This window comes from Candidatus Nitrosopumilus sp. bin_32a (assembly GCF_054095935.1).
In genome coordinates this window covers 138,887-162,710 of record NZ_JBSWSN010000001.1, presented here as the reverse complement: position 1 = coordinate 162,710, position 23,824 = coordinate 138,887, and the positions used below count along the sequence as shown (strand labels likewise).

At 35.1% G+C, this 23,824-nt stretch carries 32 protein-coding genes, 2 tRNA genes and 1 pseudogene; 17 read left to right on the top strand and 18 right to left on the bottom strand.

From position 1 onward, the window contains the following. From ACW9XH_RS00950 to ACW9XH_RS00930, 5 genes and pseudogenes are all read left to right on the top strand, one after another. Positions 1-388 (top strand): annotated as a pseudogene (locus ACW9XH_RS00950) (fibronectin type III domain-containing protein); the annotation flags it as partial. Between the two features lie 46 nt (positions 389-434). Next, the gene (locus tag ACW9XH_RS00945) at positions 435-599 is read left to right on the top strand and encodes a hypothetical protein (protein WP_457758777.1); all 165 of its coding nucleotides are present in this window, start codon (positions 435-437) and stop codon (positions 597-599) included. Positions 600-630: 31 nt separating this feature from the next. Continuing rightward, positions 631-1,032, top strand: a complete 402-nt coding sequence (trxA, locus tag ACW9XH_RS00940; RefSeq protein WP_457758776.1) for a thioredoxin — start codon at positions 631-633, stop codon at positions 1,030-1,032. 89 nt (positions 1,033-1,121) lie between these two features. Next, positions 1,122-1,346, top strand: coding sequence for a hypothetical protein (locus tag ACW9XH_RS00935; RefSeq protein WP_457758775.1), 225 nt, complete (start codon positions 1,122-1,124; stop codon positions 1,344-1,346). A 114-nt stretch (positions 1,347-1,460) separates the two neighbouring features. Continuing rightward, the gene (locus ACW9XH_RS00930; RefSeq protein WP_457758774.1) at positions 1,461-1,793 is read left to right on the top strand and encodes a hypothetical protein; all 333 of its coding nucleotides are present in this window, start codon (positions 1,461-1,463) and stop codon (positions 1,791-1,793) included. A 39-nt stretch (positions 1,794-1,832) separates the two neighbouring features. On the opposite strand, the gene infB is transcribed toward ACW9XH_RS00930, so the two are convergent. The 6 genes from infB to glmM all read right to left on the bottom strand — a co-directional run bounded on the left by infB (position 1,833) and on the right by glmM (position 6,243). Beyond that, positions 1,833-3,614 (bottom strand): translation initiation factor IF-2, encoded by a 1,782-nt coding sequence (infB, locus tag ACW9XH_RS00925; RefSeq protein WP_457758773.1) that lies wholly within the window; start codon positions 3,612-3,614, stop codon positions 1,833-1,835. Between the two features lie 6 nt (positions 3,615-3,620). Continuing rightward, positions 3,621-4,022: a nucleoside-diphosphate kinase gene (gene ndk, locus ACW9XH_RS00920; protein WP_457758772.1), complete on the bottom strand. Its 402-nt coding sequence runs from the start codon at positions 4,020-4,022 to the stop codon at positions 3,621-3,623. A gap of 2 nt (positions 4,023-4,024) precedes the next feature. Then, positions 4,025-4,225 (bottom strand): 50S ribosomal protein L24e, encoded by a 201-nt coding sequence (locus ACW9XH_RS00915; RefSeq protein ID WP_457758771.1) that lies wholly within the window; start codon positions 4,223-4,225, stop codon positions 4,025-4,027. Positions 4,226-4,235: 10 nt separating this feature from the next. Further along, positions 4,236-4,448, bottom strand: coding sequence for a 30S ribosomal protein S28e (locus ACW9XH_RS00910; protein ID WP_179362942.1), 213 nt, complete (start codon positions 4,446-4,448; stop codon positions 4,236-4,238). Further along, positions 4,445-4,831 (bottom strand): 50S ribosomal protein L7Ae, encoded by a 387-nt coding sequence (rpl7ae, locus tag ACW9XH_RS00905; protein WP_457758770.1) that lies wholly within the window; start codon positions 4,829-4,831, stop codon positions 4,445-4,447. Before rpl7ae ends, ACW9XH_RS00910 begins: the two co-directional genes overlap by 4 nt. Before the next feature lie 62 nt (positions 4,832-4,893). After that, entirely contained in the window at positions 4,894-6,243 is a 1,350-nt protein-coding gene (gene glmM, locus ACW9XH_RS00900) for a phosphoglucosamine mutase (RefSeq protein ID WP_457758769.1), read from the bottom strand. 47 nt (positions 6,244-6,290) lie between these two features. Between glmM and ACW9XH_RS00895 the strand changes: the two genes are divergently transcribed. The 7 genes from ACW9XH_RS00895 (at position 6,291) to rpiA (ending at position 10,105) form a co-directional block, all read left to right on the top strand. Then, positions 6,291-6,375, top strand: a tRNA-Leu gene (locus tag ACW9XH_RS00895). 54 nt (positions 6,376-6,429) lie between these two features. Next, on the top strand, positions 6,430-7,272 hold the full coding sequence (locus ACW9XH_RS00890) for a formyltetrahydrofolate deformylase (RefSeq protein WP_457758768.1): 843 nt from the start codon (positions 6,430-6,432) through the stop codon (positions 7,270-7,272). A 5-nt stretch (positions 7,273-7,277) separates the two neighbouring features. After that, the gene (locus tag ACW9XH_RS00885; RefSeq protein WP_457758767.1) at positions 7,278-8,000 is read left to right on the top strand and encodes a creatininase family protein; all 723 of its coding nucleotides are present in this window, start codon (positions 7,278-7,280) and stop codon (positions 7,998-8,000) included. A 58-nt stretch (positions 8,001-8,058) separates the two neighbouring features. Next, positions 8,059-8,295 (top strand): LSm family protein, encoded by a 237-nt coding sequence (locus tag ACW9XH_RS00880; RefSeq protein ID WP_457758766.1) that lies wholly within the window; start codon positions 8,059-8,061, stop codon positions 8,293-8,295. Between the two features lie 10 nt (positions 8,296-8,305). Continuing rightward, on the top strand, positions 8,306-8,473 hold the full coding sequence (locus ACW9XH_RS00875) for a 50S ribosomal protein L37e (RefSeq protein ID WP_008297772.1): 168 nt from the start codon (positions 8,306-8,308) through the stop codon (positions 8,471-8,473). Further along, positions 8,474-9,430, top strand: coding sequence for a hypothetical protein (locus ACW9XH_RS00870; protein ID WP_457758765.1), 957 nt, complete (start codon positions 8,474-8,476; stop codon positions 9,428-9,430). Then, positions 9,431-10,105 (top strand): ribose-5-phosphate isomerase RpiA, encoded by a 675-nt coding sequence (gene rpiA / locus ACW9XH_RS00865; RefSeq protein ID WP_457758764.1) that lies wholly within the window; start codon positions 9,431-9,433, stop codon positions 10,103-10,105. Between the two features lie 4 nt (positions 10,106-10,109). On the opposite strand, the gene ACW9XH_RS00860 is transcribed toward rpiA, so the two are convergent. From ACW9XH_RS00860 to ACW9XH_RS00850, 3 genes are all read right to left on the bottom strand, one after another. Next, positions 10,110-10,775 (bottom strand): protein-L-isoaspartate(D-aspartate) O-methyltransferase, encoded by a 666-nt coding sequence (locus tag ACW9XH_RS00860; RefSeq protein WP_457758763.1) that lies wholly within the window; start codon positions 10,773-10,775, stop codon positions 10,110-10,112. 35 nt (positions 10,776-10,810) lie between these two features. Further along, positions 10,811-11,683, bottom strand: a complete 873-nt coding sequence (locus tag ACW9XH_RS00855; protein WP_457758762.1) for a hypothetical protein — start codon at positions 11,681-11,683, stop codon at positions 10,811-10,813. Positions 11,684-11,764: 81 nt separating this feature from the next. Then, positions 11,765-13,168, bottom strand: coding sequence for a dihydroorotase (locus ACW9XH_RS00850; RefSeq protein ID WP_457758761.1), 1,404 nt, complete (start codon positions 13,166-13,168; stop codon positions 11,765-11,767). 263 nt (positions 13,169-13,431) lie between these two features. Between ACW9XH_RS00850 and ACW9XH_RS00845 the strand changes: the two genes are divergently transcribed. Then, a tRNA-Ala gene (locus ACW9XH_RS00845) sits at positions 13,432-13,503 on the top strand. Positions 13,504-13,546: 43 nt separating this feature from the next. Continuing rightward, positions 13,547-13,903 (top strand): zinc-ribbon domain-containing protein, encoded by a 357-nt coding sequence (locus ACW9XH_RS00840; protein ID WP_457758760.1) that lies wholly within the window; start codon positions 13,547-13,549, stop codon positions 13,901-13,903. Between the two features lie 24 nt (positions 13,904-13,927). On the opposite strand, the gene ACW9XH_RS00835 is transcribed toward ACW9XH_RS00840, so the two are convergent. Together ACW9XH_RS00835 and trxA (ACW9XH_RS00830) are read right to left on the bottom strand one after the other, a co-directional pair. Further along, positions 13,928-14,458, bottom strand: a complete 531-nt coding sequence (locus ACW9XH_RS00835) for a zinc ribbon domain-containing protein (protein WP_457758759.1) — start codon at positions 14,456-14,458, stop codon at positions 13,928-13,930. Between the two features lie 67 nt (positions 14,459-14,525). Continuing rightward, entirely contained in the window at positions 14,526-14,852 is a 327-nt protein-coding gene (trxA, locus tag ACW9XH_RS00830; RefSeq protein WP_179362930.1) for a thioredoxin, read from the bottom strand. 115 nt (positions 14,853-14,967) lie between these two features. On the opposite strand from trxA (ACW9XH_RS00830), the gene ACW9XH_RS00825 reads away from it, so the two are divergent. The 3 genes from ACW9XH_RS00825 (at position 14,968) to ACW9XH_RS00815 (ending at position 17,543) form a co-directional block, all read left to right on the top strand. Next, positions 14,968-15,702 carry a hypothetical protein gene (locus ACW9XH_RS00825; RefSeq protein ID WP_457758758.1) on the top strand — a complete coding sequence of 245 codons (735 nt, stop codon included), beginning with the start codon at positions 14,968-14,970 and terminating at the stop codon, positions 15,700-15,702. A 43-nt stretch (positions 15,703-15,745) separates the two neighbouring features. Continuing rightward, positions 15,746-16,519, top strand: coding sequence for a signal peptidase I (locus ACW9XH_RS00820; RefSeq protein WP_457758757.1), 774 nt, complete (start codon positions 15,746-15,748; stop codon positions 16,517-16,519). A 199-nt stretch (positions 16,520-16,718) separates the two neighbouring features. Beyond that, positions 16,719-17,543, top strand: coding sequence for a CFI-box-CTERM domain-containing protein (locus tag ACW9XH_RS00815; RefSeq protein WP_457758756.1), 825 nt, complete (start codon positions 16,719-16,721; stop codon positions 17,541-17,543). Here the strand turns inward: ACW9XH_RS00815 and ACW9XH_RS00810 are convergent. The 7 genes from ACW9XH_RS00810 to ACW9XH_RS00780 all read right to left on the bottom strand — a co-directional run bounded on the left by ACW9XH_RS00810 (position 17,540) and on the right by ACW9XH_RS00780 (position 23,784). After that, positions 17,540-18,478, bottom strand: coding sequence for a lysyl oxidase family protein (locus tag ACW9XH_RS00810; RefSeq protein WP_457758755.1), 939 nt, complete (start codon positions 18,476-18,478; stop codon positions 17,540-17,542). The genes ACW9XH_RS00815 and ACW9XH_RS00810 overlap by 4 nt on opposite strands. A 110-nt stretch (positions 18,479-18,588) precedes the next feature. After that, entirely contained in the window at positions 18,589-20,115 is a 1,527-nt protein-coding gene (locus ACW9XH_RS00805) for a 4-hydroxyphenylacetate 3-hydroxylase family protein (RefSeq protein WP_457758754.1), read from the bottom strand. Between the two features lie 71 nt (positions 20,116-20,186). After that, on the bottom strand, positions 20,187-22,283 hold the full coding sequence (locus ACW9XH_RS00800; protein ID WP_457758753.1) for a 4-hydroxybutyrate--CoA ligase: 2,097 nt from the start codon (positions 22,281-22,283) through the stop codon (positions 20,187-20,189). A 63-nt stretch (positions 22,284-22,346) separates the two neighbouring features. Continuing rightward, positions 22,347-22,703, bottom strand: coding sequence for a reverse transcriptase-like protein (locus tag ACW9XH_RS00795; RefSeq protein ID WP_457758752.1), 357 nt, complete (start codon positions 22,701-22,703; stop codon positions 22,347-22,349). After that, a complete protein-coding gene (locus tag ACW9XH_RS00790; RefSeq protein WP_457758751.1) occupies positions 22,693-23,136 on the bottom strand; it encodes a hypothetical protein in 444 nt (147 codons plus the stop codon). Before ACW9XH_RS00790 ends, ACW9XH_RS00795 begins: the two co-directional genes overlap by 11 nt. Before the next feature lie 35 nt (positions 23,137-23,171). Next, positions 23,172-23,456 carry a hypothetical protein gene (locus ACW9XH_RS00785; RefSeq protein WP_457758750.1) on the bottom strand — a complete coding sequence of 95 codons (285 nt, stop codon included), beginning with the start codon at positions 23,454-23,456 and terminating at the stop codon, positions 23,172-23,174. A gap of 25 nt (positions 23,457-23,481) precedes the next feature. Continuing rightward, a complete protein-coding gene (locus ACW9XH_RS00780; protein WP_457758749.1) occupies positions 23,482-23,784 on the bottom strand; it encodes an ArsR/SmtB family transcription factor in 303 nt (100 codons plus the stop codon). Positions 23,785-23,824: the final 40 nt, after the last annotated feature.

Here is a 23,824-nt window from a genome sequence, read left to right as displayed (position 1 = left end):
TGATGAAACAAAAGATCCGCAGAGCTATGTTGACAGATACAACAACGAGGCAACCTACAAGAAATGGTTTGATGAGAACTTTGCAGAGTATGATTCCATCTATCAGGCAGTTGGATTAGAAGAGCCATTACTTATTCCAGCATCCTTTGTTGATGAAACAAAAGATCCGCAGAGCTATGTTGACAGATACAACAACGAGGCAACCTACAAGAAATGGTTTGATGAGAACTTTGCAGAGTATGATTCCATCTATCAGGCAGTTGGATTAGAAGAGCCAGTTGTTAAAGAGAAAAAGTTTGGTATTTGTGGTACTGGGACAAAACTAATCGATGGAGTATGCACAATTGTGGAGAAACCATCAGTAAAGCCTTGGTGGCAATTCTGGTGATAAATTAAAAGCTAAGTTTTAATCACAATAGTTTTTTTAGTAAACAATGGGTAAACTTGGTAGAAATCTTAGAATTTGTGGAGAATGTGGAATTGCATATACTTCAGTTAGTTTTACTAGATATATTGATCAGTGCCCAATTTGTAAATCTAGAAGATTTGAATCAATTCCAGTAAAATCTATAGATGAACAGAAACAATCCTCAACATAGATTTTTTAGTAGAACTGAATTTTTAAGAACATTGTCTGAAGATCCAGAAATTGCAAAAATTATGCAAAAAAAGATGGAAGAGATGCTCAAACCAAAACCAGAAGTCAAAATTGAGCCTGGAATCATTGATTTGAATGACTCTAATTTTGATCAAATAATATCTGCTGAGAATCCAACTCTGGTTGATTTTTGGGCAGAATGGTGTGGTCCCTGTAAATCAATGCATCCAATATTTGAGAGTCTCTCAAAGACATATCCAAATGTGAAATTTGCTCGAGTCAATGTAGATAGTAATCAAAACATATCAATGAAGTTTGCAGTGCAATCAATTCCCACATTTATCATGTTCAAGTCAGGACAAATTGTAGATAAAATGATGGGAGCAGTAGGCGCCCCTGGAATTCATATGATTTGTAAAAAACATTCCAAATAAGACATTTTTTTTGTAGTCAAATTGCACAACTAACGATATTTCTTTAAAAAAATTATAGTAATGTGACGAGAAAGGCGGGAAAGATTGATTTGGACAAGCAGGCATTATCTGAACTTGCATGTGAGGATGCAATAATTTCAGACAAGCAAAGGTTTGGAAGAGTTCGTACTAGCATGATGAAACATTTACGATCAGAGCATGGGAATGAAATTGCAAATAGAGTTCTCTCAAGAATCAACAAAAGAGCATCAAACGGCTCTAGTGAGATGAAAGAGTCAACGAACAAGCCACAATTAGAATATGATTTCAATTAGAATCATTTTTTTCATTTAGAATCTTTTTGTTTCATTTATTCTCAGTTTGTTTTTTAAAATTTGTTCAGTACATACAGCATCAAGGATATCATCACTAGACAGTATGATTGTTTAATGAAAACAACATTTACAATCGCTGCAATTGCAATGTTTGCAGTAATTTTGGGAATGGGCGCTCTTTCTCCAGCTATGGCTGTAAAGATGGACAAAATTGATGTTTGTCACTTTGCAGAAGAAGAGATTGAGATTGATCCAGTAACTGGAGAAGAAACAGTAACTCCAGCAGAATGGAAAGTAATCAATATCAATGGAAATGCTGAGAAAGCACATGTTGGAAAACACACTGACGGTGAAAGCTTTGATGAAAAAATCTCTGATGAGTTCACAGTTGAAGATTGTTTAGCAAGAAATGTAGTTGCTGAACCAGAACCACCAGTAGAAGCATAAAAGATAACATCAATCTTTTTTCTTTTTTATTTTTTTAATCTAGTAACCGTATACGGGTTCAATCTCTCTTTGAATTCGTACTATATCGTTGAACACTTCCTGCTCTTCTGGACTTAGCTTGTGCATGAATTTCTGAAGAATTTGTTTTGCCTCGTGTGATGGCGGGAATGTATAGTATACTTCTTCCTCAAAGATTTGTCTTCCAATTGTAACATCTTTTACAGAACATGCCACCTCGTCTCCTGCTTTTGCAGAAGATACAGTTTTTTTGTCCAGTTGCAGTTGATGTATGTATCCTACTTTGTGTCCTGCCATATTCATAAATGGAATTTTGTGTTTTAGATTTCCAACATCAACACGAACGCCAAATACCGCAGGATTGTTATTTCTAAACACCATTCCTTTCATGAATGTAAATTTTGAAATTGGTGTCAGCTCTGCAAACATTGCATCTTCTTCATTTGCAGAATCTTCCTCAACCCAGGCGTTATAGTTGTCAATTAAGCTGTAAATTACTTTGTCCTCAAACAATTTGATGTGACTTGTTTCTGATTCATCTTGCGCATCTTCTAACAATTTGACATTAAATGCCAAAACAACTCCCAGATGTCGGTCTTTTTCTTTGATAGCTTTGGCTTCAATTACATCTCGTCTAGTTACAGGGCCAATGTCAGCTTTTGCAACAGGGACTTGAGAGCGCTTTAGCATCTCCATTATGGCCTCAAGTGAGCCTATGGTATCGCATTTTAGAATAACTCCATTAGTTTCCGTATCAACAAATACAGATTTCATCTCAGACTCTATGAGTTTAGTATATTTTGCAATCTCCTCATTATTTGTTGCAACATAAAGAGTACTTCCTGGAAGAACCCCCTCAAGATCAGGTGATGCAATTTTGAATCCAGCTGCTGCTTCCACTTGAGAAACAGGTTTGAATTTATCACGAGGATCACGCATTTCATCAAGAGGTTTTGGTAAAAGTAATGCCTTAGGTTTTGTAACTATTACGCCATCACGTTTTGCAACAACGATGCTGTTTTCTTTTTTTATGATACCGTCAATGAGTATTACATTTGCAGTTTGGCCCAACCCAATCTCATCTTTTACTTCAAGTACAATTCCACGTGGTTCTTTTTCATCTTGATTCAATCTGTTTTGCAGATACTGTTGTGTCAAACCAACTAAAACACTGAGTAATTCAGGGATACCAACTCCAGAACGAGCAGAGATTGGAACTATAGCAATTTCTGATTTAAAGTCCTGTACACGGTAGAATGCTTCTGATTTGTATCCCAAAATGGACAAAGTTCCCACAACATCATACACTTTTTGATCCAAATCAGCTTGAATTGATGCATCTTGCTCCTTGATTGATTGGCTGATGAATTTCGTATCAGACTTTCGCCATCCAGATATTTGATCACATTTGTTTAGCGCTACAACAAAGGGTACTTTTCTACTTTGTAAAATTTTCAGACTTTCATTTGTTTGTGGTTGAAATCCACGATTAACATCAACTACCAGTATTGCAATATCAGCAGCAGATCCCCCTCTAGAACGAAGATTTGTAAACACTTCGTGCCCTGGTGTATCAATTACCAATAGTCCAGGAACTTTATTTTCGGATTGTTCTAGTTTTTTGTATAGAGGACCACACATTTCTTTAATTGTCTCAGTCGGAAGAAAACTTGCACCTATGTGTTGAGTAATTCCACCAGCTTCTCTTCCCTGAACACCCGTACCACGAATTCTGTCCAAGAGAGATGTTTTTCCAGAGTCTACGTGACCAAGAACTGCCACTATGGGCTGACGAATATGCAAATCAGATCACTCAAATGCTACCCTCGATTCGTGATCAAAACTTTCTTGTGAATCCGATGCGTGAATAATATTTTCACTAAATCCCAATCCAAAGTCTCCTCTGATAGAACCAGGGTCTGCCTCAAATGATTTTGTTGCACCAATCATAATTCTTGTAGTTGCAATTGCATTGTTTCCTTCAATGATAGCAGCTACAACAGGTCCTGATGTGATAAATGATGTTAGCTCACCAAAGAATGGTTTGTCTTTGTGAACACCATAGAAATTTTCAGCTTGTGCTTGAGTGAATGTAAACATCTTTAGTTTCAAAAGTTTGAATCCTTTCCTTTCAAATCTTGTTACAACCTCGCCAACTAGATTTCTAGCTACGGCATCCGGCTTTACAATGAATAATGATTGTTCAGTCAATTCTACTTCTTTCTAATTCCGCCTTTAACGTATTTTTTGGTCCACTTTAGTTTTCTTGGATCACGTTTTAGGACTAGACCATTCTTTTTGCATTTTGAAGAACAAAACCATAGAACTGTTCCATCATTTTTAGCAAGCATAGTACCAGATCCTTTTGCAACTGGTCTATCACAGAAATTACATGGTTTAACTAAAAGACTCATATCATATCACCTAATGAATTTTCTTTGCTTCTCTCTCAGTTTCTCTTAGCATAAGAATTTCTCCCATTCTAACAGAACCTTTTACATTTCTTGTAAGAATTCTACCTTTATCCTTACCAGTAAGAACTTTAACTCTAACTTGAATTACTTCACCAGCAATGCCAGTTCTACCAACAATTTGAATAATTTCAGACTGAACTACTTCTTCAGCGTTTTGACTCATTCTTCAGTCTTACCGCCTTTAATTTTAGCTATCGATGATACAACTTGGTCTACAATGTGTTGTGCATCACCTGCATCCAAAATTGCTGCAGCGGCAGAAGTAATATCAATACCTAATGATTTGCCTAACTCCTCTTTGCTTGGTACAAATGCATATGCTGCACCTTGTTCCTCACATAGAATTGGAAGATGGGCTACTACCTCTGGTGGTTCAACATCTTCAGCTATTACAATTAGTTTACTAGTACCACGTTCAATTGCCTTTGTTGCTTCGTTTGTTCCTTTCTTGACTTTACCGCTAGTAGATGCTACTCTTACGGCTTCTAAGATTGGACCAACGAGGTCTTCTGGCGTCTCAAATTTAACATAATATGATTTTCCCATACTTCGTCACCCTAGGGGTTCATTCTCCATTCTATCCATCGATGTGTTTGGTTTTAAAAGTGTTATCTGGAAATAATAGAATTGACTTTTGCAAGATATTCAGACATCAAAGCATCTAATTTCTCCTGACTTTCAGATTCGGCATAGATTCTAACAATGGGTTCAGTTCCACTGGGTCTGATCATTACCCAACTTTTAGGATCAATGGTAATCTTGATACCATCAGAAATATCAGAATTTGGAAATTCCTCTCTAAGTAAAGAGATTAGTTTTGGGACTTTTTCAGCAGAACATGGCATCTTGTCTTTGGTAGTAAATGAAGGAGGCAAACTCGCAATTTCTTCAGTGAGTGGTTTTCCAGAGGTTGCCAGCAAGTCAAGCATCAAAGCCAAGGTCATGCATCCGTCCCTTACCTGATTATGTTTACCGTACATGAAACCACCATTCTCTTCAAATCCAATTAGCGCATCAGTTGGAACCATTTTTCTTGAAACCTCTACACTTCCTACTTTGGTTCTAATTACTTTAGAGTCAAATCTTTCAGCTAAAACTTCAATGTTAGAACCAGAATTCAAACAAGTTACAACCAAAGAGTTTGGATTTTTCTTTAAAATGTGTCGTGCAAGTACAAGTGCAGACTTGTCACCAGTAAGAATATCTCCATTGTTATCACAAAAAATACTTCGATCACCGTCACCATCAAATGCTATTCCAACATCTGCATTATTTTCCCTTACAGTTTTTGAGAGTTCAGAAAGATTTTGTGGTGTTGGTTCTGATCCACGTCCTGGAAACGTACCATCAATCTTTTGATTTATCAGAAATGTTTCACAATCAAGCAGTTCACAAAAATTTGGAGCAGATACAGATTGTGCACCATTGCCTAAATCTAAAACAACTTTGAAATGTTTTGATTCTATTAGTTTAGAATCAATATGTGAAATGATTCCTTTAAGATATGTTTCAATCGTTCTGTTTTCTGTCCCTGTAGTTCCCCATTTTGCAGGTTTTCCTAGCCAGTTTTTTTCCAAGTAAATATTTTCAATGACTAGTTCATCTTCACGTGAAATCTCAACACCGTCTTTTGCACACGGTTTGATTCCATTGTATTGAGGAGGATTGTGTGATGCCGTAATCATAAATCCGCCAGAATATCCTAAACTTTTCACTGCAAATTCCAAACACGGTGTTGGAACAATTCCTGCAACATTGCAATCAACTCCTATTGAATTAAGAGCAGAACTTACTACTTTACATATAGCAGGACTGGATTCTCGTCCATCATATCCAATTAAGATAGGGCCTTTGCCAAAGTATGTTCCAATTGCAAGTGTCATATCGTGAACAAATTCCAGTGTAAAGTCTTCAGAAAAGACTCCACGAATTCCATTTGTTCCAAAAAATTTCGCCACAATACTCTGCAATAATAGATAAATTTGTGTTTAATGGCAAATCCGTTGCGGGAGTCGCCCAGCCTGGTCAAAGGCGTAGGGCTTAGGACCCTATATCTTAGGATTTCGTGGGTTCAAATCCCACCTCCCGCATCTCCTAGATTTCTGTGAATGATTAATAATGAGAAAATCTTCAGCAAACAAGTCATGAAAAAGACAGTAGTTGGAATTACAGTAGTCGGCAAAGACAGAGAGGGAATTGTAGCTACATTTACAAATTTTGCATTTTCTAAGGGCGGAAACATTGAGAAAGTAAATCAAAATGTAATCAAAGGCCTGTTTGGCATGTATCTAGAAGCATCATTTTCAAAAACAATGGATGTAAAGAAATTTGATTCAGACATTCAAAATTTAGCTAAAAATGAAAAGATGGATGTCAGCACACATCATGAAACAAATTCACAGAAAAACATTGCAGTGTTAGTGACTAAAGAACCAATTTGCCTGCAAACAATTCTTGCAAATGCAAAATCACTCAAAGGTAAAATTTCAGTAATTGTCGGCACTGAAAAAACATTAGAGCCATTAGCAAAAAAGGCAAAAATTCCATTTGTTTTGGTAGAAGACAAAATACAAGTCGAAGCTGAAAAAAAAATTATTGAAATATGTAAAAAATACGATATTGATTTGATCTCACTTGCAAGATACATGAGAATTCTCAGTCCAAATTTTGTTTGGAGATATCCAAATAGAATAATTAACATCCATCCATCATTACTTCCAGCATTTCCAGGAGCCTCTGCATATGAACAAGCATTTGAAAGAGGTACAAAGATTGTGGGTGTTACGTCTCACTATGTAACTGAAAACTTGGATCAGGGGCCAATAATATTCCAAGACTCTTTCAAAGTGGATCCAAGCGATACGTTAGAACAAATGAAATCTAAAGGACAGAAACTTGAAGCAGACACGTTGCTAAAAGCAATGAAGATGCATTTAGAAAATAAACTTGAGGTTCGCTGGAGAAAAGTTCACATTAAATCAAAGTGAATTAAATGGTAAATATCAAAACACAGTTTGATCCTAATTTAAGAAAATTAGTTTCTAACAAAAAACAAGTAGCAGTCATTCCAGTAGGTTCAATTGAGCAACATGGTGCTCACTTGCCAATATCAACTGATTCAGATATTGTAACTGAAATTGCAAAAAAGATCTCAGAGAAATACAAATATCTTTTACTACCTACAATAAACTATGGAGTATCATTTGAACATGCACCATTTTTTAATTTGAGTGTAAGAGAATCAACTCTACGAACCATTCTAACTGATTTATGCGCCTCACTACTATCAAATAACATCAAGACAATTTTCATAATTAATGGCCATCATGGAAATCTAAAACCAATAAAGAATTTAGATGTCAAACTCAAAAAAATCTCAAAAAACAAACTGCAAGTATTTCCATTGTCCTACTGGCATTTTATGGAAAGAGATTTTGATCACGCAGGATTTGTAGAAACATCACTAATGCTAGCAATTTCAAAAAATGTCAAAATGAACTTGGCAAAGAAAGGACTAGACACAGATGGAATGACAAGACAAGAAATCATTGAACTTGGAAAACTAGCAAATCAATCATTTCCCAAAGCTACCAAAAATGGCATTTGGGGTGATCCAAGAAAAGCTACAAAGAAGGAAGGACAAGAAATTTTGGATGAAATCATTAAAAATCTCGGAAAAAAGTGTCAAACTTGCCTCACTGGGCGTAGCTCATAGTTTCACCAATGGAAATTTAATATAACGCCTTGATATCCATGTCAATAAGTGATTATTGATGTCCGTTGATATGGCAGTAAAAGTATTGGATGAGAGTATCAATCAAGTTGTATTGATAAAACTCAAAGGAAACAAGACCATTAGAGGTACTCTTTTAGGTTTTGACCAACACATGAACCTGCTACTCGATTCTTCAGAGGAAATTCCCGCTGAAGGCGATTCTACTAGTCTCGGAAGCATTGTAGTTAGAGGAGATAATGTAGTAATGATATCTCCCCCACCAGCACAAAATTAGGTGATTTGCAATGACGAAAGGCACAACTTCTATGGGTGGTTTTACAAAGAAGAAAGTTCACATTAGATGCAGAAGATGCGGTAAGAACTCACTTCACAAACGTCATCACCAATGTGCAAGTTGTGGATTTCCAGAGGCTAAACGCAGAAAGTATTCCTGGATTAAATGGTATACATAGATGCAAGAAATTGTTTTAATTCTTAGTTCATTAGCAGGTGTTGCTACAGCAGCTGCAGTACGTAAAATGCCAAGAGACAAAAATCAATTACTTAGTCTTGGTGCCAGCTCACATATCAAAAGTCAAATCAGTTCATTAAAAATTGAAAAAGACATTCTAACTAAAACCATTTCAAGATTATACCAAGCAGATTCAGAATTTTCTAAAATTCAAAAAGACAAATTGTTACTAAAGTATCAACACCAATTAGGAATAGTTTTAGCTAAACTAGAAAAACTTGAGCAGGCAAGTCATCATCCAGACTTGGGTCCAGTCGGTGATGGTTTGATCACATTAATGGATCAAAAATTATCAAAACTAGATGATAGATTGTATGAGTTATCATCAAAGATGTTAAGTGCCAAAATTGAAACACCAAAAGAGAGCATCCCAGAAGTAAAACAAGAAACAAAACAAAAGATGTCAAACGTGTTTAACTTTGATAAACCAAAAGAAAGTAAAACGGATTCAATTGTTATTCCTCCAACAAAATCAAAGCAATCATTTGAATTAACAACTCTAACAAACATTTCAAGAACAGAACCAAAATTCCCATTATTTGAAAACGAGTCAAAACAAGTTGTAAAACCAATGCCACAACCAAGAGTAATTCCAACAGAGACAATCAAACCAAAAGATGAGATTGTTCAAGAAATCATACAGTCAAAGCCAAATGTTGAAGATAAAATGGAAATCATCCAATCCGTAACTCCTAAACCAGAAATTAACTTTGAGACTAAACCAGACCTAAACAAAGAAGTTGCAAAGATTACAGAACACAAAGCACTTCCAGAACCAATTAAAGAAAAACCAGTTACATTAGATGATGACTTTGATGAGGATGCAGATGATTTAGATAAAATCAAAGGCGACATCATGAGAGTATTATCAAAACTGGATCAAGCAGAGGTAGAGTAATTGACCTACGATGATGCCATAAAGGCATTATCAAGTGATGCGTTAAAATTTGTTAAAGATGATTACGTTATCGGATTAGGCAGTGGACGAGCAGCTACCTCGCTTGTAAAATCACTATCAACATTAATCAAACTAAAAGAATACAATATACGAGGAGTTCCAACATCATTACAAATCAAATTAATTGCAGAAAAAGGCGGCATTCCACTAGTAGAAGCTGATCAAGTAGAACATATTGACATTGTATTTGATGGTGCAGATCAAATTGATTCACAAAAATATGTAATCAAAGGTGGAGGTGGCGCACTATTGCGAGAAAATATTTTGTTTAGTCTTGCAAAAAAAGTCATAGTGATGGCAGATAAGACAAAATTTGTAAAGAATTTTACAAGAACAGTTCCAGTTGAAATTCACCCACTAGCTAGAAACTCTGTAACAAAATCAATTAAAAAATTGGGAGGAGAAACACAAATTCGTTCACTTGATAGAGGTTATCCATTCTTTACAGAAAATGGAAACATAATTTTAGATTGTAATTTTGGAACAATAAAAAATCCTAAAGCATTATCCCAACAAATTAAACAAATTCCAGGAGTTTTAGAATCAGGAATATTCCTTAGAAAGCCAGATATGATCTACAAAGCCAAAGAAAACGGCAAATTTGATATTCTTTAAAATTCTATTTGTTACTAAATTTTCCAACTAGAGGAACAAAAACATATTTTGATTGCTTTTTAATTTCCATCATTCCTTTAGATGTTTTTTGTAACAGGACCAATGACTGAGAAGAGTCACCTACAGGTGCAAGTATGAGCCCATTTTCTTTTAGTTGATCTATTAGAGGTAAAGGAATTTCAGGACATGCAGCAGTAATTATTATTCGATCATAAGGTGATGCTTGTGAATATCCAAGAGTGCCATCACCTAAAATTACATGAACGTTATCTATATTCAATTTTTTTAGATTTCTTTGCGCAAATTTTACTAGTTCTGGATGTCTTTCAATTGAATAGACAGTGCCTGCTCCAACTAGATAAGAAAGAATTGCACTTTGCCAACCAGAGCCCGTACCAATTTCTAGAATATTTTGGCCATTTTTGACATCCAACCATTCAGTCATTCTAGTTACAACTCCAGGTTGGGAGATGGTTTGGTTTTTCATGATTGGTAAAGGTTCATTGTCATATGCATATTCTAATTCTGATTCTGGAACAAACTCATGTCTTGGAATATTTCTCAATGCAGACTCTACACAGTCATCAGTTAGGAATTTTGAATTTTTTAGATAAATGATTAAGTCATTTATTGCAGTACAGTATTTTTTCTCAATTTCAATTTTTGCCAATTAAAACACTTGAAATATCCTTTTTAATTTATACATCAATGTTCTGTATCAAGATTCTCATGTCTTATTGAATTCATGAAATCTTGATGCTGTAACATTAATTCTATCATTTCTTCTCGTAAATCAACATCATCCATAATAGCATTAAGCATAGGTTCCATCATTTGGTTTGACATCGTTGCCATATGAGATGGGTCTTCTAACATCATTGTATGCATGTCTTTAGTTATCTCAGAATTAATCCAGATATGATGAATCATGTCCATAGTTTTATCAGAAGTTGACATTGTCATTGAATGTGAACTCCCCACAAGTGAATCCATTGAATGATGTTCATAGTTAGGACACCATTGACATGCATGCATTCCTTGCCCCATTCCAGAGCCCATCATTGGTTGATGAATTGAATCCATCCACATAGAATGTGACTTAAGATAGGTTTCCATATGTGAATGATTTCTCATCGTATCAATCATTTTTTCTCGTAATTCAGGATCATTAGTCATTGGAGCTAACATGTTTTTTAGTAATTCAGGATTTTTTTTCATTTGAGAAACCCAATCACTCATTGTATTTTGCATAATTGTAGGGTTTTTTTGCATCATTTCATGCCAGTGATTCATTAATTTTTCATTTGATGCCATGCTATTCATTAAATTAGTCATCATTTCTGGACGTTTATCCATCATAGGTTGATTATGAATTCCGTATCCTCTATCAATTAATTTCAAATACGTAGATGGCATCACACATGTAGGATTTCCATTACTTTTCTGTAACAGTAAATATCCAGATTTACAAGTTATCATTTCAAGATCTGCAAATTTCTTCCACTGTTGATGCGGTGTCATTTCTTGAGCAAATGAATTTTCTAAAAATGTAGGACTAAAAGTGATTGTAAGAGTCAAGATAAAGAGGAAAAGGAAATAAAAATTCAATAAGATAAAATAGTGTTTTTCTTTTAAAAACTAATCGTAAATAATCAGATTTTATTTTGAGAATAAATTAATTTTTCTATCTACTAGTTTACCATGACCAAGTTTCCCAATGACTTCAAAGTTCTCAGCAACTAGTTCTCCTCTAACTATTGTTTTAACAGGCCATCCCGTTAGATTTCGCCCTTCATATACAATATAGTCAGAGAATCCACCAAACAAATCCGAAGTTACAGTTTTTTCTTTTTTCAAATCAATTATCGTTATATCAGCATCAGAATCTTTTTCAAGAGTTCCTTTTTGTGGATACATTCCAAAAATTTGGGCAGCGTTTTGACTTGTAAAGCGTACAAACTGCTCCAGTGAAATCTTCTTTTGATTTACACCGTCATTAAGTAAAATTGGAATTACTGTACCTATTCCAGGGAATCCTGCAAGTGCACTCCACACATTATCACCATCTAGTTTGAGTTTGAGTTGATTTGCAACATGATCAGTGCCTATAGTATCGATTTGATTATTTGATAATGCAGTCCATATTGCTTTACGATCGTCTTCAGTTCTAATGGGTGGCATAACTTTGGCAAGATATCCAGATTGATTTTCATAAGATAATGTCAAGTAATGAGGACATGTTTCTACAAAGATTTTTGTTCCCAGTTTTTTCTCTTCTTCAATTTGCTCCAGTGCACCTTTAGAACCAATATGAACAAAGTAGATCACACAATCATAGTCTCGTCCAAATTTGGATATTGTCTTGATAGCTTTGGCTTCAAATTCAGATGAACGGCTAGAAGACCATGCTGCTAACCCATCTTGATTTTTTTCTTTTGCAGTTTTAATTCCACACCCACATGACTCATAGTCTTCTGCATGAACTAAAACTGGACAACCAAGTTCTGCTGCTGCCTTTACTGTTTGTTCAACTAGTTCATTAGTTACATTGACTTGGGCATCAACTAGAGTAGAAGAATTTGGTGGCATGTCCATGTATACATGGCCTACTTCTCCTCCAAGATTCATGTAAATTTTAAAAGATGTGATTCCTTTTTCAATACAATAATTCATCTCATTGATTTGTTGTGGTGTAAAAATTGAAGCATGTATTGCATAATCAACATAATGGTTCTCAGATGCTGCATCAAGTTGGGATTGTAATGAATTTGTAAACGGATCACCTAGTCGAAGCATTCGCATCATTGTAGTAATTCCACCAATTGCTGCAGCATGAGATTCAGTTTTTGCAGCTTCGTTAATTGGAGAATAAACTCCATAGTGAACATGAGTGTCAATCGGTCCTGGAATTGAAACAAGGCCTGCACCGTTGATTTTATTATCACATGCAGGAACATCAGTTGTGAATCCGACAATTTTTCCCTCATCTATGAGAATATTTTTCTCAATCATTCCTTGAGGAAGGATCACATGTGAATCAGCAATTACAGTGTCATACGTCATCCGAAAGTTTTATGAAATGCAGGCTATTATGCGTTGAGAAAATTATAGGTGGGAGTAGTCAGAGAAACACAGAATAATTAAAAAAAGATAGTAGATTAAATGAAATTAGGGATAAAACTTTTGGTAATAGGAATTATTGCAGTTCTTGCACAAGTTTTTGGCGGTCTGTTATTTTAAAATCTCTCAATTCACTAGTAAGAACTAGAGAATTTAGTCACTTTTTTAGAAAATGCATAAAAGAACAACACAAAAGAGTATTCTGAGGGCCGGTGGTTTAGGAGTATAATGCCTCGTTCGCAACGAGGATGTCGAGGGTGCGATTCCCTCCCGGTCCACTTTTCCAGAAACTATTATACATAAATGAAAAATACTGTTTTTATGGAAGTTTTTGACGGCAAAAAAGCTGCACAAGATTACATGTCAAAGCACACTTTGGCATTCTCTACTCCAGAATTAACTTTAATGAGATTTGCATTTTGGTTAGGAGATTCAGTACCAGATCCAAAAAACGAAGGTAAAGGAATTCCAAGAATGATGACATATTTGATAGAACAAGACTTTGAACCAGTCTTAATTGATGATGAGACATATGTGCCATCAGGTGCAGTGAAAAGTTCATCACTGATTGGAAATGCATTCAATGAAAAAATCCCAGATGGAAACTTTTGTGCTGAATGTGGCAATAGTCTTTCATCTACTGCAAAATTTTGTCCAGAATGCGGAACAACACAATAAAAATAATTTTTTAATTTAGAAATTTTATGCTTTAGCGCCACACTTTGTGCAAAACTTTGCGTTTGCTCTAAGTGGTGAACCACATGAAGAACATCCATTTCCACTTTGTTGTGGTGCCATTTGTCTTGGCATCAATGCAGGATCAGGTGATGGTAGAGTTCCAACATCTCCAAATGCTTCTTGTGCAGAAACAATTCCTGGGGGACCTCCGCCTACTGGGTTTCCAGCGGTTCCTGCTCTTGGTTGTCCCATTCCACTGGCCATCATTCCAGGTTGGCCCATTCCAGGCATTAAACCAGGAGATTGCGTGTTTCCAGAACCAGAACCTACGGATTTTTTTAATTCAAAAATTACTTTGATAGCTAGAAATTCTAATGCAGAATATGCAACTGTGTAATCGCCTAATTTTTGAAAGAATTCTTTGTCACTAAGCATGCCTTTCTTGTACATGTTGTTTGTATCTAGAAATGATTCATAGTATCCCTGAGATTCATCAAACAAACTCTGTAGTTTGTCAAAGAGCATGTTGAGTGTATCCACTTCACCAAATGACATAATCTCAGTCAATTTTTGGAATATTAATTACTTTAGGATCAAAAAAGAGGAAAAAACGTGTTTGAATTTATGCAAGTGCTCTATCAATCATACTTTGGTATGATTCTTTAGATGCTGCACCTACTTGTTGGCTAACTATTTCGCCTTTGTTGAGGAGGATTAAAGTTGGAATGCTAAATACATTATATTTTGATGCCAATTCATTGGCCTCATCAACATTAACCTTGACAAATTTTACTTTGCCATCATAGTCAGCTGCCAGTTCTTCAACTACTGGACCTACCATTCTACATGGACCACACCATTCGGCCCAAAAGTCTACAAAAACAGGAATGTCAGAATTTATTACATCTACTTCCCATGATTTTGCATCTGAAATTTGTGTTACAGCCATTCTAAGATTATTTTATTGCACATACCTAAAAACGTTCACCAGAATTAACACCGTATTTTTTGTTGGAAAATTAATTTTGATATATACTTAAATGACGTTTTGGTAAATCTCAAATATGAGTTCTGAACTTAGACTTAAAAAATTAAGAGGATCTGGAGGCTACATCATGGCTACCGTTACTGATGAACAACAAATGAAAGGAAATCTAGGAGGTCCTGATCTATTTTTGGCACCAATCGGAAGACTGGATGCAAGTACCATTACTAAACATTTTTGCAATACTTGTGAAAAAGAATTTGAAGGTCCTCCAAAAATTGAGTTTGAAAATCCAAATGAAGAAGTTGCAGAAAATCTAATTCTTGCAGAACGAGGTCAATACATTTGTAATTCATGTAATGCTTCAATTGCTGAATATAGAGATTTTAAGAAACAAGATGAGGCAGGAGCAGTTGGAGTTGCAAAACCATTAGAACCTCAAGTTCAAAGTGCACAACCAGAAACTGTTACACAACAAGTGACAGAATCCACAACAGTTCAACCAGCTGTAACACAACCAGGTCCGGTAACTTCAGTTACATCAATTGAAGGAAAAGTGGTATTTGATGAAAATGCAAACAAAATTGGAACTGCAAAACAAGTTGGGATTGATTCTACACAATCAATGGTCTTAGTAATTACTAAGGAAGATGGAACAGAAGGCAGCATACCTTGGAGTAACATCAAAAAAATTGGCCAAGTTGTTCTTTTAGGAAATCCTCAAGTTGTATCTCAGCCAGGAAAATGCTCTAACTGTGGATTTGGAAACAAAGAAGGATCCAAATTTTGTGAAGACTGTGGAAGTAAAATCTGATAGCTAGTAAATTTAATCAATGATACTATAGGCGATAATATAATTGGCAAAAAAATCAATCCCTAAAGGAGTAGTAAAAGACATCGTAATTGTCGCAGTAGGGGTTTTGGTAATTTGGATTGGCCTTCAAGTTGCATTTGGAACACAAAATCCATTTTATGTAGTAGCTAGTGGGAGTATGATTCCAGTTTTAGAAGTATATGATGTGCTGATAGTTTCAGGTCATGAACCTTTTGAAGATATTGAAGTAGGCGATATCATTGTGTTTAATCGACCATCAGATCACAATAGAGTAATTGTGCACAGAGTTGCATCAATTATGGATGATGATCCTAAAACAATTAGAACTAAAGGAGATGCAAATCCCGGATCAATTCCAGGTACTGACTTTCCAATTACTCAAGAAGAATACATAGGTAAAGTAGCATATACTTTGCCTCAAGTAGGATACATCACACAATTGCTAAAGCCTCCAATCAACTATGTCATAATTGCAGTAGTTATTGGGATAATGATAGTAAAGCAATTTGTAAAAAAGAAAAATGAGAAAGAACTCGCATTTACAGATCCATTAGATGCAGTTAATCCTAATACTATTGATGAGTTGTCAAATATCAATAAAATAGAAAAAGATTCAGAATATTCAGAACATGTAGAAAAAACAGAAAATGTGGGAGAATTAGATGATACTGATAAGATTGAAGATGTTGCAAAAACACAAGTGGTTGAAGACAAATTTGAAGATATAGAAGATGCCATAAAAGATAAGAAAACAGAATCAGATGAAAATCCAAAGAAAAAAGAAAAAGAATACTAAATTTTCAGGCAAACAGGTTCACATATGCGGATTATGACAAGAGCAATAGATCGTCCTGCTTTGCTTGGTAGTATAGTTACGTCAAAATTACTAAAAAAGGATCCTGAGGAATCATTAGTTTCAAGAATAGTATTATTTATCAAGTAGCAGAAAATAAAATTTCTAATTGAAATATTTTCTTGTTTTTTCAATATTATTTTTGGTTGGTTCTGCCTACGCACAAACTCCATTTCGGGATACTGCAGGCTTGACGTTGAATGGGATAGAATGGTGTGAAGAAAATTATCAACTGTATTATTTTATGGGAAATGATTTTTTTGAACATCATCATCATTCTATTGAATCAAGGATATGTGGAAATTTATACAACGATGATTTGTGGCTATATTCAGAGCCAGACAGATATCAAAAACTAATTGAGCAAAGTAGAATATACTATGGTTTAGAAATTCAAGAAAGTGCTGCAGAGGCAGAAACAGGTAAAGTAGATACAAAATCTGTAAACATCAAAGAAATTCCTCAAGAAATCACTCAGCAACAAAAAGAATTAGAAAAAACAAATACAGAAGAATCAAGCAAGGAAGAAGATAAACCAATAATCACTGAGATAGAAGATTCCTTGTCAACAGAAGAGATTGATAATTCTGAAGGCGGTGGCTGTCTTATTGCTACTGCAACATATGGTTCTGAAATGGCACCACAAGTTCAATTCCTAAGAGAGATCAGAGACAACCAGTTGGTGAGTACAGAATCTGGAATGTCATTTATGAGCGGATTTAACCAACTGTACTATTCATTTTCACCAACAATTGCCGATTTGGAGAGAGAAAATCCTCTTTTCAAAGAAGCTGTGAAACTTTCAATCACACCACTACTATCTTCACTATCTGTAATGTCATATGCAGAAACAGATTCTGAAGTGCTGGGATACGGAATTGGTGTGATATTGATGAATTTGGGAATGTATGTTGGAATACCAGCTAGTGTAATCTATCAAATAAAAAATAAAAGAAAAAAGAACTAAGAGTTCTTGTTAATGTCACCACAGATTCCTGGAGTTGAACCATCTGCTTGACATTCAGGAGCGAATCCTTCAATTTCAATGATTTTTCGATTTCCTTTTCCATCATCTGTTAGTTCAAATTTCATCCAAGATTCGTCGTTGGTATTATCACCATCGACAAATGCATTTGCTGGATTCCATTTGTGCACTAGATAATAAGTTCCATTTGGAACTTTGGAGATGTTGATTTCATTTCCTTCAACTGATTGATGGTATTGATCTACCCAACCAGGTTGAATTCCTTGTAATCCTACTTCACAATCCCAATAGATTCTTTGAGATGTTGGGGATTCATCACCATTATACTTGAAGACATTAGTAATACAGAATCCAACTTTAATTGATGAAGCACCAGGTGCTATTTCTCCTGGAACACCATTGTCATCAACTCGAACTGAAAATTCTCCCACATTATCAATGTGCCAATGATTATGTGTTTCATGGAAAATGAATTGACTTACAGTTTCGCTCCAAACATTTTGATCTGTTAGTCCAAAGTTTCCTTCATCATCATACAGATTTTGAAAAGAATCTTGGGTTGTTCCTTCATTAGCATTAGGATCTGGAAATAGCGGTTGGAACTCTAAAGTGCCAGGTCCAAGATTAGCCCAAACATTGGTAAATCTTAAAAATTCTTTTTGTTGCTGATTATGAATTTGAAGATGTTTTGGAATTCCTGGTGTGACGTCTGGAATTAGTGCATTGCTAGGGATGGATGTTTGATCATTTCCACCATTACCATTGCCATTACCATTGCCATTACCATTGCCATTACCATTGCCACCTTTAGCTGCTGCTGCATCCATAATCATCGGTGTTGCAAACATGAAGCCAATTGCAAGTAATACTGGAAGTATTAGAAGTGGTTTTCGAAATTTTGTTTTTGAAAAAGTCATTAATCAAGACAAGATTGTTTAGTATTTAAAATCCTGTCAGTAAGAAAAATTACAAGTTATTTTGAAAAAAATTTTCTCAATTTTAAATCAGTGAAAATTTGAAATAGTTTCTAAAGAATAGAATCTTTAGTTTTGAAAACACGGTCAAAGTAATCAGATGATTCTTTTGGCTCTTCAACATCATTTGTGATTCCTGCCAAGTTTTTGGCCAGGTTCTTTTTGTACCCTACTTGCATTTGTCTCTGAATTTGGATTCTTTGTGCTTGTGGTGAGCCTGCTCCATGCATAGATTCTGTAAGATACCCAACTGCATTTCTTCCCAAAGTCATATTTTCAATTAATCTCAAAATTCTCATCCTATTTTCAACATCAGCTCCCTTTCTTCCAGCAAGATACTTTCTGAGTAGTGGGCCTGCTTCCGGATGTCTAAAGTCTTTTTCAGATGGTAATGTAACAACTAGACCGCCAGCAATATCTTGTGCTAATCTACTAATTTCATATGGGAATCGTGTAACATTATGCTTGCAAACTTGTGCAAGCATATCCTCATTTAGATAAACACCGGATTTCATCTTGTGTCCTTGATGAGATGATGCAATACCTGCTGCAAAAATTGTTTCATTAAGATGAGTCATCTCAATAATTTTGTCTTTGATATGAGATACGTTAGGGACTCCGTTGTAATCAGCAATTGTTGCCGCTGCTCCAATCAATACATCACCTAGGCCTGTTTTGCATACGTAACTACGTCTGTGATAACAAGTAAAACGTTCTACAAGCATAGATGCAAATTCAAATTCGCCATTCATGAAAACTTTATCCCACGGAATAAACACACTATCTAAAATAATCAAGGCTTCTTGTCCACCAAACTTCGCATTGCCGTCATCAATGTCACCTTCTTCCATACTTCTTGTGTCACAAGATTGTCTACCGTAAATGTAAGTGACTCCTTTTGCATCTGCAGGAATTGCTCCAACAATTGCCCAGTCTTTGTCAGCTTCTGTTAGTCTAATAGTTGGCATTAAAAGAATCCAGTGTGAGTTGATACATCCAGTTTGATGAGCTTTAGCACCTGAAACATAAACTCCGTTTTCATCAGTTTTTACAATTCTTGTGAATAAATCAGGATCATCTTGTTCTGAAGGACCTTTACTTCTATCTCCTTTAGGATCAGTCATGGCACCACCTATCACCAAATTTTCTTTTTGAACCATCTTTACAAATTCCAAGAATCGTTTATGATAATCAGTTCCATGTTTTTCATCAATTTCAAATGTAGTAGAGTGTAAAGCATTCATTGCATCCATTCCAACACATCTTTGGAAACATGTTCCTGTGTTCTGTCCAAGTTTTCTCTGCATTTTATTTTGCAAAACTAAATCTTCTGCACTCTCTGCAATATGTAAAAATCTGTTAACTCTCAATCCAGTAAGTGATGAATCAGCAGATGCTAATGCTTCTTCACGTACTGCAAGATCATAAGTTTCTGCAACAGCATTAATTGATGGCCTAATCATTGGATGATCGACTGGTTCTTTAACTAATTCTCCAAAGAGGTAAATTTTGAGATCGCGTCCTCTAAGGCTCTCAATATAGTCATCACCTGTTCTAATGGTTTTCAAGACATTAGCCATGTAGTATTATTCAATTTGATGTTGTATAATAATCTAAATCAGTACAAGATAATTTTAGGAATGAATTGCGATCAGAGTCCTATTCGGACATCAAGAATTTTACAGCCTTTGCCTTTCTCCATTACAAGAACTGGGTTCATGTCTAATTCTTTGATCTCTTTAAAGTCTGAAACTAGTTGTGACAATCTCTGAATACATTCAGAAAGTTTTGCAATATCAGATGGCTTTTCACCTCTTACGCCTTGTAGCAATTTTTGAGTCTTAATTGATGCAATCATGTCATTAGCTTCTAGATCAGTTACAGGTGCAAGTTTGAATGTGACATCTTTGAGAACTTCAACATAGATTCCTCCCATTCCAAGCATGATGACAGGGCCAAATCCAGGTTCAAGTTTTGAGCCTATGATGAGTTCTTTGCCACCTTTTACCATCTCCACAATCAGAACGCCTTTGATCTCAGCTTTACTGTTGTATTTTTTAGCATTTTTGATAATTGTTTTGTATGCATCTTTGATTTCAGAATCATTTGTCAAATTTACTTTAACACCACCAGCATCAGATTTGTGAATAATTTGCGGAGATGCAATTTTCATTACAACTGGGTAACCAATCTTCTTTGCAATCTTTACTGCCTCTATTTCATTTTTAGCAAGTGCACTTTGTGGCAAAGGCAAACCATATGCTTTGAGAACTTCTTGCCCTTCTTCTTCTAAAAGGTTTGGTCTCTTTTCTTTTTTTACCTTGTCAAAAATTGCTTTTGCTTTTGCTTTGTTTACTTTGAATTTTGTAATTTTTCCTTCTTTGGTATTTACCCAAATTGCAAACTTTATCATTGCAGCCAAAGTTCTAATTGCTCCTTCAGCATAGTTGTAATAAGGAACATCGCCTTTTGCTAAAATTTCCCTATTTGTAATGCCTTCATCTAATCCCATCAAGCTTGCAAGCATTGTCTTTTTGTATTTCTTTGACATTGTAACAATTACTTCTGCTAGCTTATCATAATTCAAAGTTCCTGACGGTGTACACATAGTAATAACAGATCCTACCTTTGGATGTTTGAGTACACGATCCAAAACATTGTGGAATCTATTAAAATCAGCATCACCGACAATATCGACAGGGTTTCTAGAGCTTCCCCATGGAGGAATTACTTCATCTATCTTTGGACGAATACTATCAATTTTGGCCATTCTAATTTTTGATTTAGAACAGGCATCGGTGGAAATAATTGCAGGTCCTCCCGCATTTGATACAATAACTAAACCACCTGCTGTTGGAAGTGGTTGTTTAGAAAATGCAGTTGCATAATCAAAGAGTTCCTCCATAGTATCAACTCGGATAGCGCCAGATTGTTTCAGTAAAGCGTCATAGATTTCATCTGAACCCATCAAGGCTCCAGTATGAGACATTGCAGCCTTTGCACCTTCTGGACTACGTCCTGATTTGAGTACAAGGACTGGTTTTTTGAGTTTTTTAGTAATATTTTTACAAACTTTAAGAAATTCTTGACCGTCTCCCATGTCTTCAAGATACATTACAATAACTTTGGTTTGTTTGTGATTTGCAAGAATTTTTAAAATGTCAACTTCACTCATTACAGCTTTGTTTCCAAGACTAACTACTGCTGAGAAACCAATTCCTTGAGCACTGGCATCTTCAACTAGTGCTGCACATATTGCACCACTTTGTGATATGAGTGCAATTTTTCCAGACTTTGGTGTGACTTTGAGAAAAGTAGAATTCATCATTGTCTTTGGATCAAGATTCATGACACCAAGACAGTTAGGTCCAATGATTTGGATTTTGTATTTTTTAGCTATATCTTTAATTTCTTGTTCACGTTTAGCTCCTTCTTCATCAACTTCTTTGAAACCTGCTGTGATAATGATGACGCCTTTGACTTTTTTCTTTCCACATTCTTCTAACACATCTGCAACCAATGTATTTTTAATTACAATTACTGCAAGATCAATTAGTTTTGGAACATCTAAAACAGACTTGTATGCTTTTTTGTAAAATACCGTATCTCTAGATGGGCTAATTGGATAAACTATTCCTTTGAAGCCATTCATAATATTCGATGTGATTGTAGCACCGACACTTCCTCTTTTATCAGATGCACCAATTACTGCAATAGATTTTGGCGATAAGATAACAGATTCTACCATGTTAAGTTCAATCTGAGATTTTGTATAATAAAGTTATTCTTGGAAATTTCTGATCTCTAGTATTTAGCTTCCCAGCATTTTTCCTGCCAAATTCTCTTTTCTGGGAACCCAAACAATTGATAAATTAGAAAATTTCCCAACGAGTCCCCATGCTTCTCGTGCTAGATTTCTTAATTCTTCATTATTTATTGCAAATTCGTGGTTTAGTTGATTTACGGTATTTTTTGAATCACTGTAAATAATAATTTCTTCGTTTGAATCAACGTACTTGTTTAATGCAGAAATTATTGCCAAATATTCAGCCTGATTGTTTGTTAGATTAGGTTTTTTTTCATAAAAGGATTCCCCAGTTTCTTTTACAAAATAACCGTATCCACTTTTTGCTCCACCAGAACCATCAACGTAAATGCTAATTCCCATCTTTATACAACCTTGTAATCTTCACACTCAAATTTAGAACTACCATGTAAATAATTGTAGACATTCCTTGTGATGCAATTGAGGCCAAATATGGATCATAATTTATTGTCAAGAAATAATATTGTAAGACCCATCTAACTACAGTATAAACAACTTCAGCAATTCCTAGCGAGGTAATTAATTTTTTTAGATCATGTTTAAGTTTTACAGTATCTGTTTTTCCAGATTCTAATTGATACTTTTTTCTATTATCAAAATAAAACAAACTGCTAAAAACTGAAAAATAAATTACATAATCTGCAATTGTAGTATATGTAGTATTAAGGAAATCAGCTTGATCAGATAAAATTTGAGCAATAACAGCTGAGATAATTATTGATGCTGCAAATGCTATGAGAACATTTTTGTTTAATTTTAGATATTCTTGTAACACGTCATGGATTATTGATTGTTACAAATAAACTAAGGTTAGTCCAAAGTAATCTTCAAAAATATTATCAATCCTGCAAGTTCTGCAATTCCTACTCCTAACATGTATGGGAATATTTCATTTGAGAAAATCATTTCCATGGAGAAATAGGCTAATGCACCAATTACATTGTGCAAGAATAACATTCCCGCAACAACTATCATACCTAATGGAAGTTGAGCTCTAGTCTTCCCATACATTCTTCCAAATATTGCAATAAGAACACCAAGTATGCCCATATTAGCAATTGAAACAATTGACAATACTAGAGAAGTAGATTCCATTTAGTGTAAAACACCTCGGGAGCTTTTATTTACTTTTGTCCAATTTTCCTTCAATTTCTTCAAATGTCTCCATATTTACTTCTAGAAAGTTGGATATGAAAAAGATCACACCGTATTTTTCTCCAGCCTTTGTAATCAAGTTATTTTTTTCAAGCACCTTAATGTGATGTTGAATGGCCTTGTAATCAAGGCCTAATTCTTTTGCAAGTTGATTAGTATTTAGTGGATTTTCCTTTAATTTTGAAATTATTTTTAATCGATTTAATCCCCCGCGTGAACCTGCAAATACAAACCATAGTAGTCTTTTTGCATCAGGATCAGTGGCCATAAGTTATGAAATTTCTTGATATTTACTACTAAAAGGTATT

What these genes read in the sequence shown, in the direction of transcription:
- ACW9XH_RS00945 (WP_457758777.1), top strand. Translation starts at nt 435, where the DNA reads ATGGGTAAACTTGGTAGAAATCTTAGAATTTGTGGAGAATGTGGAATT.
- ACW9XH_RS00930 (WP_457758774.1), top strand. Translation starts at nt 1,461, where the DNA reads ATGAAAACAACATTTACAATCGCTGCAATTGCAATGTTTGCAGTAATT.
- ACW9XH_RS00915 (WP_457758771.1), bottom strand. Translation starts at nt 4,225, where the DNA reads ATGAGTCTTTTAGTTAAACCATGTAATTTCTGTGATAGACCAGTTGCA.
- ACW9XH_RS00910 (WP_179362942.1), bottom strand. Translation starts at nt 4,448, where the DNA reads ATGAGTCAAAACGCTGAAGAAGTAGTTCAGTCTGAAATTATTCAAATT.
- rpl7ae (WP_457758770.1), bottom strand. Translation starts at nt 4,831, where the DNA reads ATGGGAAAATCATATTATGTTAAATTTGAGACGCCAGAAGACCTCGTT.
- ACW9XH_RS00890 (WP_457758768.1), top strand. Translation starts at nt 6,430, where the DNA reads ATGAAAAAGACAGTAGTTGGAATTACAGTAGTCGGCAAAGACAGAGAG.
- ACW9XH_RS00885 (WP_457758767.1), top strand. Translation starts at nt 7,278, where the DNA reads ATGGTAAATATCAAAACACAGTTTGATCCTAATTTAAGAAAATTAGTT.
- ACW9XH_RS00880 (WP_457758766.1), top strand. Translation starts at nt 8,059, where the DNA reads ATGTCCGTTGATATGGCAGTAAAAGTATTGGATGAGAGTATCAATCAA.
- ACW9XH_RS00875 (WP_008297772.1), top strand. Translation starts at nt 8,306, where the DNA reads ATGACGAAAGGCACAACTTCTATGGGTGGTTTTACAAAGAAGAAAGTT.
- ACW9XH_RS00870 (WP_457758765.1), top strand. Translation starts at nt 8,474, where the DNA reads ATGCAAGAAATTGTTTTAATTCTTAGTTCATTAGCAGGTGTTGCTACA.
- ACW9XH_RS00850 (WP_457758761.1), bottom strand. Translation starts at nt 13,168, where the DNA reads ATGACGTATGACACTGTAATTGCTGATTCACATGTGATCCTTCCTCAA.
- ACW9XH_RS00840 (WP_457758760.1), top strand. Translation starts at nt 13,547, where the DNA reads ATGGAAGTTTTTGACGGCAAAAAAGCTGCACAAGATTACATGTCAAAG.
- ACW9XH_RS00835 (WP_457758759.1), bottom strand. Translation starts at nt 14,458, where the DNA reads ATGTCATTTGGTGAAGTGGATACACTCAACATGCTCTTTGACAAACTA.
- trxA (WP_179362930.1), bottom strand. Translation starts at nt 14,852, where the DNA reads ATGGCTGTAACACAAATTTCAGATGCAAAATCATGGGAAGTAGATGTA.
- ACW9XH_RS00825 (WP_457758758.1), top strand. Translation starts at nt 14,968, where the DNA reads ATGAGTTCTGAACTTAGACTTAAAAAATTAAGAGGATCTGGAGGCTAC.
- ACW9XH_RS00810 (WP_457758755.1), bottom strand. Translation starts at nt 18,478, where the DNA reads ATGACTTTTTCAAAAACAAAATTTCGAAAACCACTTCTAATACTTCCA.
- ACW9XH_RS00805 (WP_457758754.1), bottom strand. Translation starts at nt 20,115, where the DNA reads ATGGCTAATGTCTTGAAAACCATTAGAACAGGTGATGACTATATTGAG.
- ACW9XH_RS00800 (WP_457758753.1), bottom strand. Translation starts at nt 22,283, where the DNA reads ATGGTAGAATCTGTTATCTTATCGCCAAAATCTATTGCAGTAATTGGT.
- ACW9XH_RS00795 (WP_457758752.1), bottom strand. Translation starts at nt 22,703, where the DNA reads ATGGGAATTAGCATTTACGTTGATGGTTCTGGTGGAGCAAAAAGTGGA.
- ACW9XH_RS00785 (WP_457758750.1), bottom strand. Translation starts at nt 23,456, where the DNA reads ATGGAATCTACTTCTCTAGTATTGTCAATTGTTTCAATTGCTAATATG.
- ACW9XH_RS00780 (WP_457758749.1), bottom strand. Translation starts at nt 23,784, where the DNA reads ATGGCCACTGATCCTGATGCAAAAAGACTACTATGGTTTGTATTTGCA.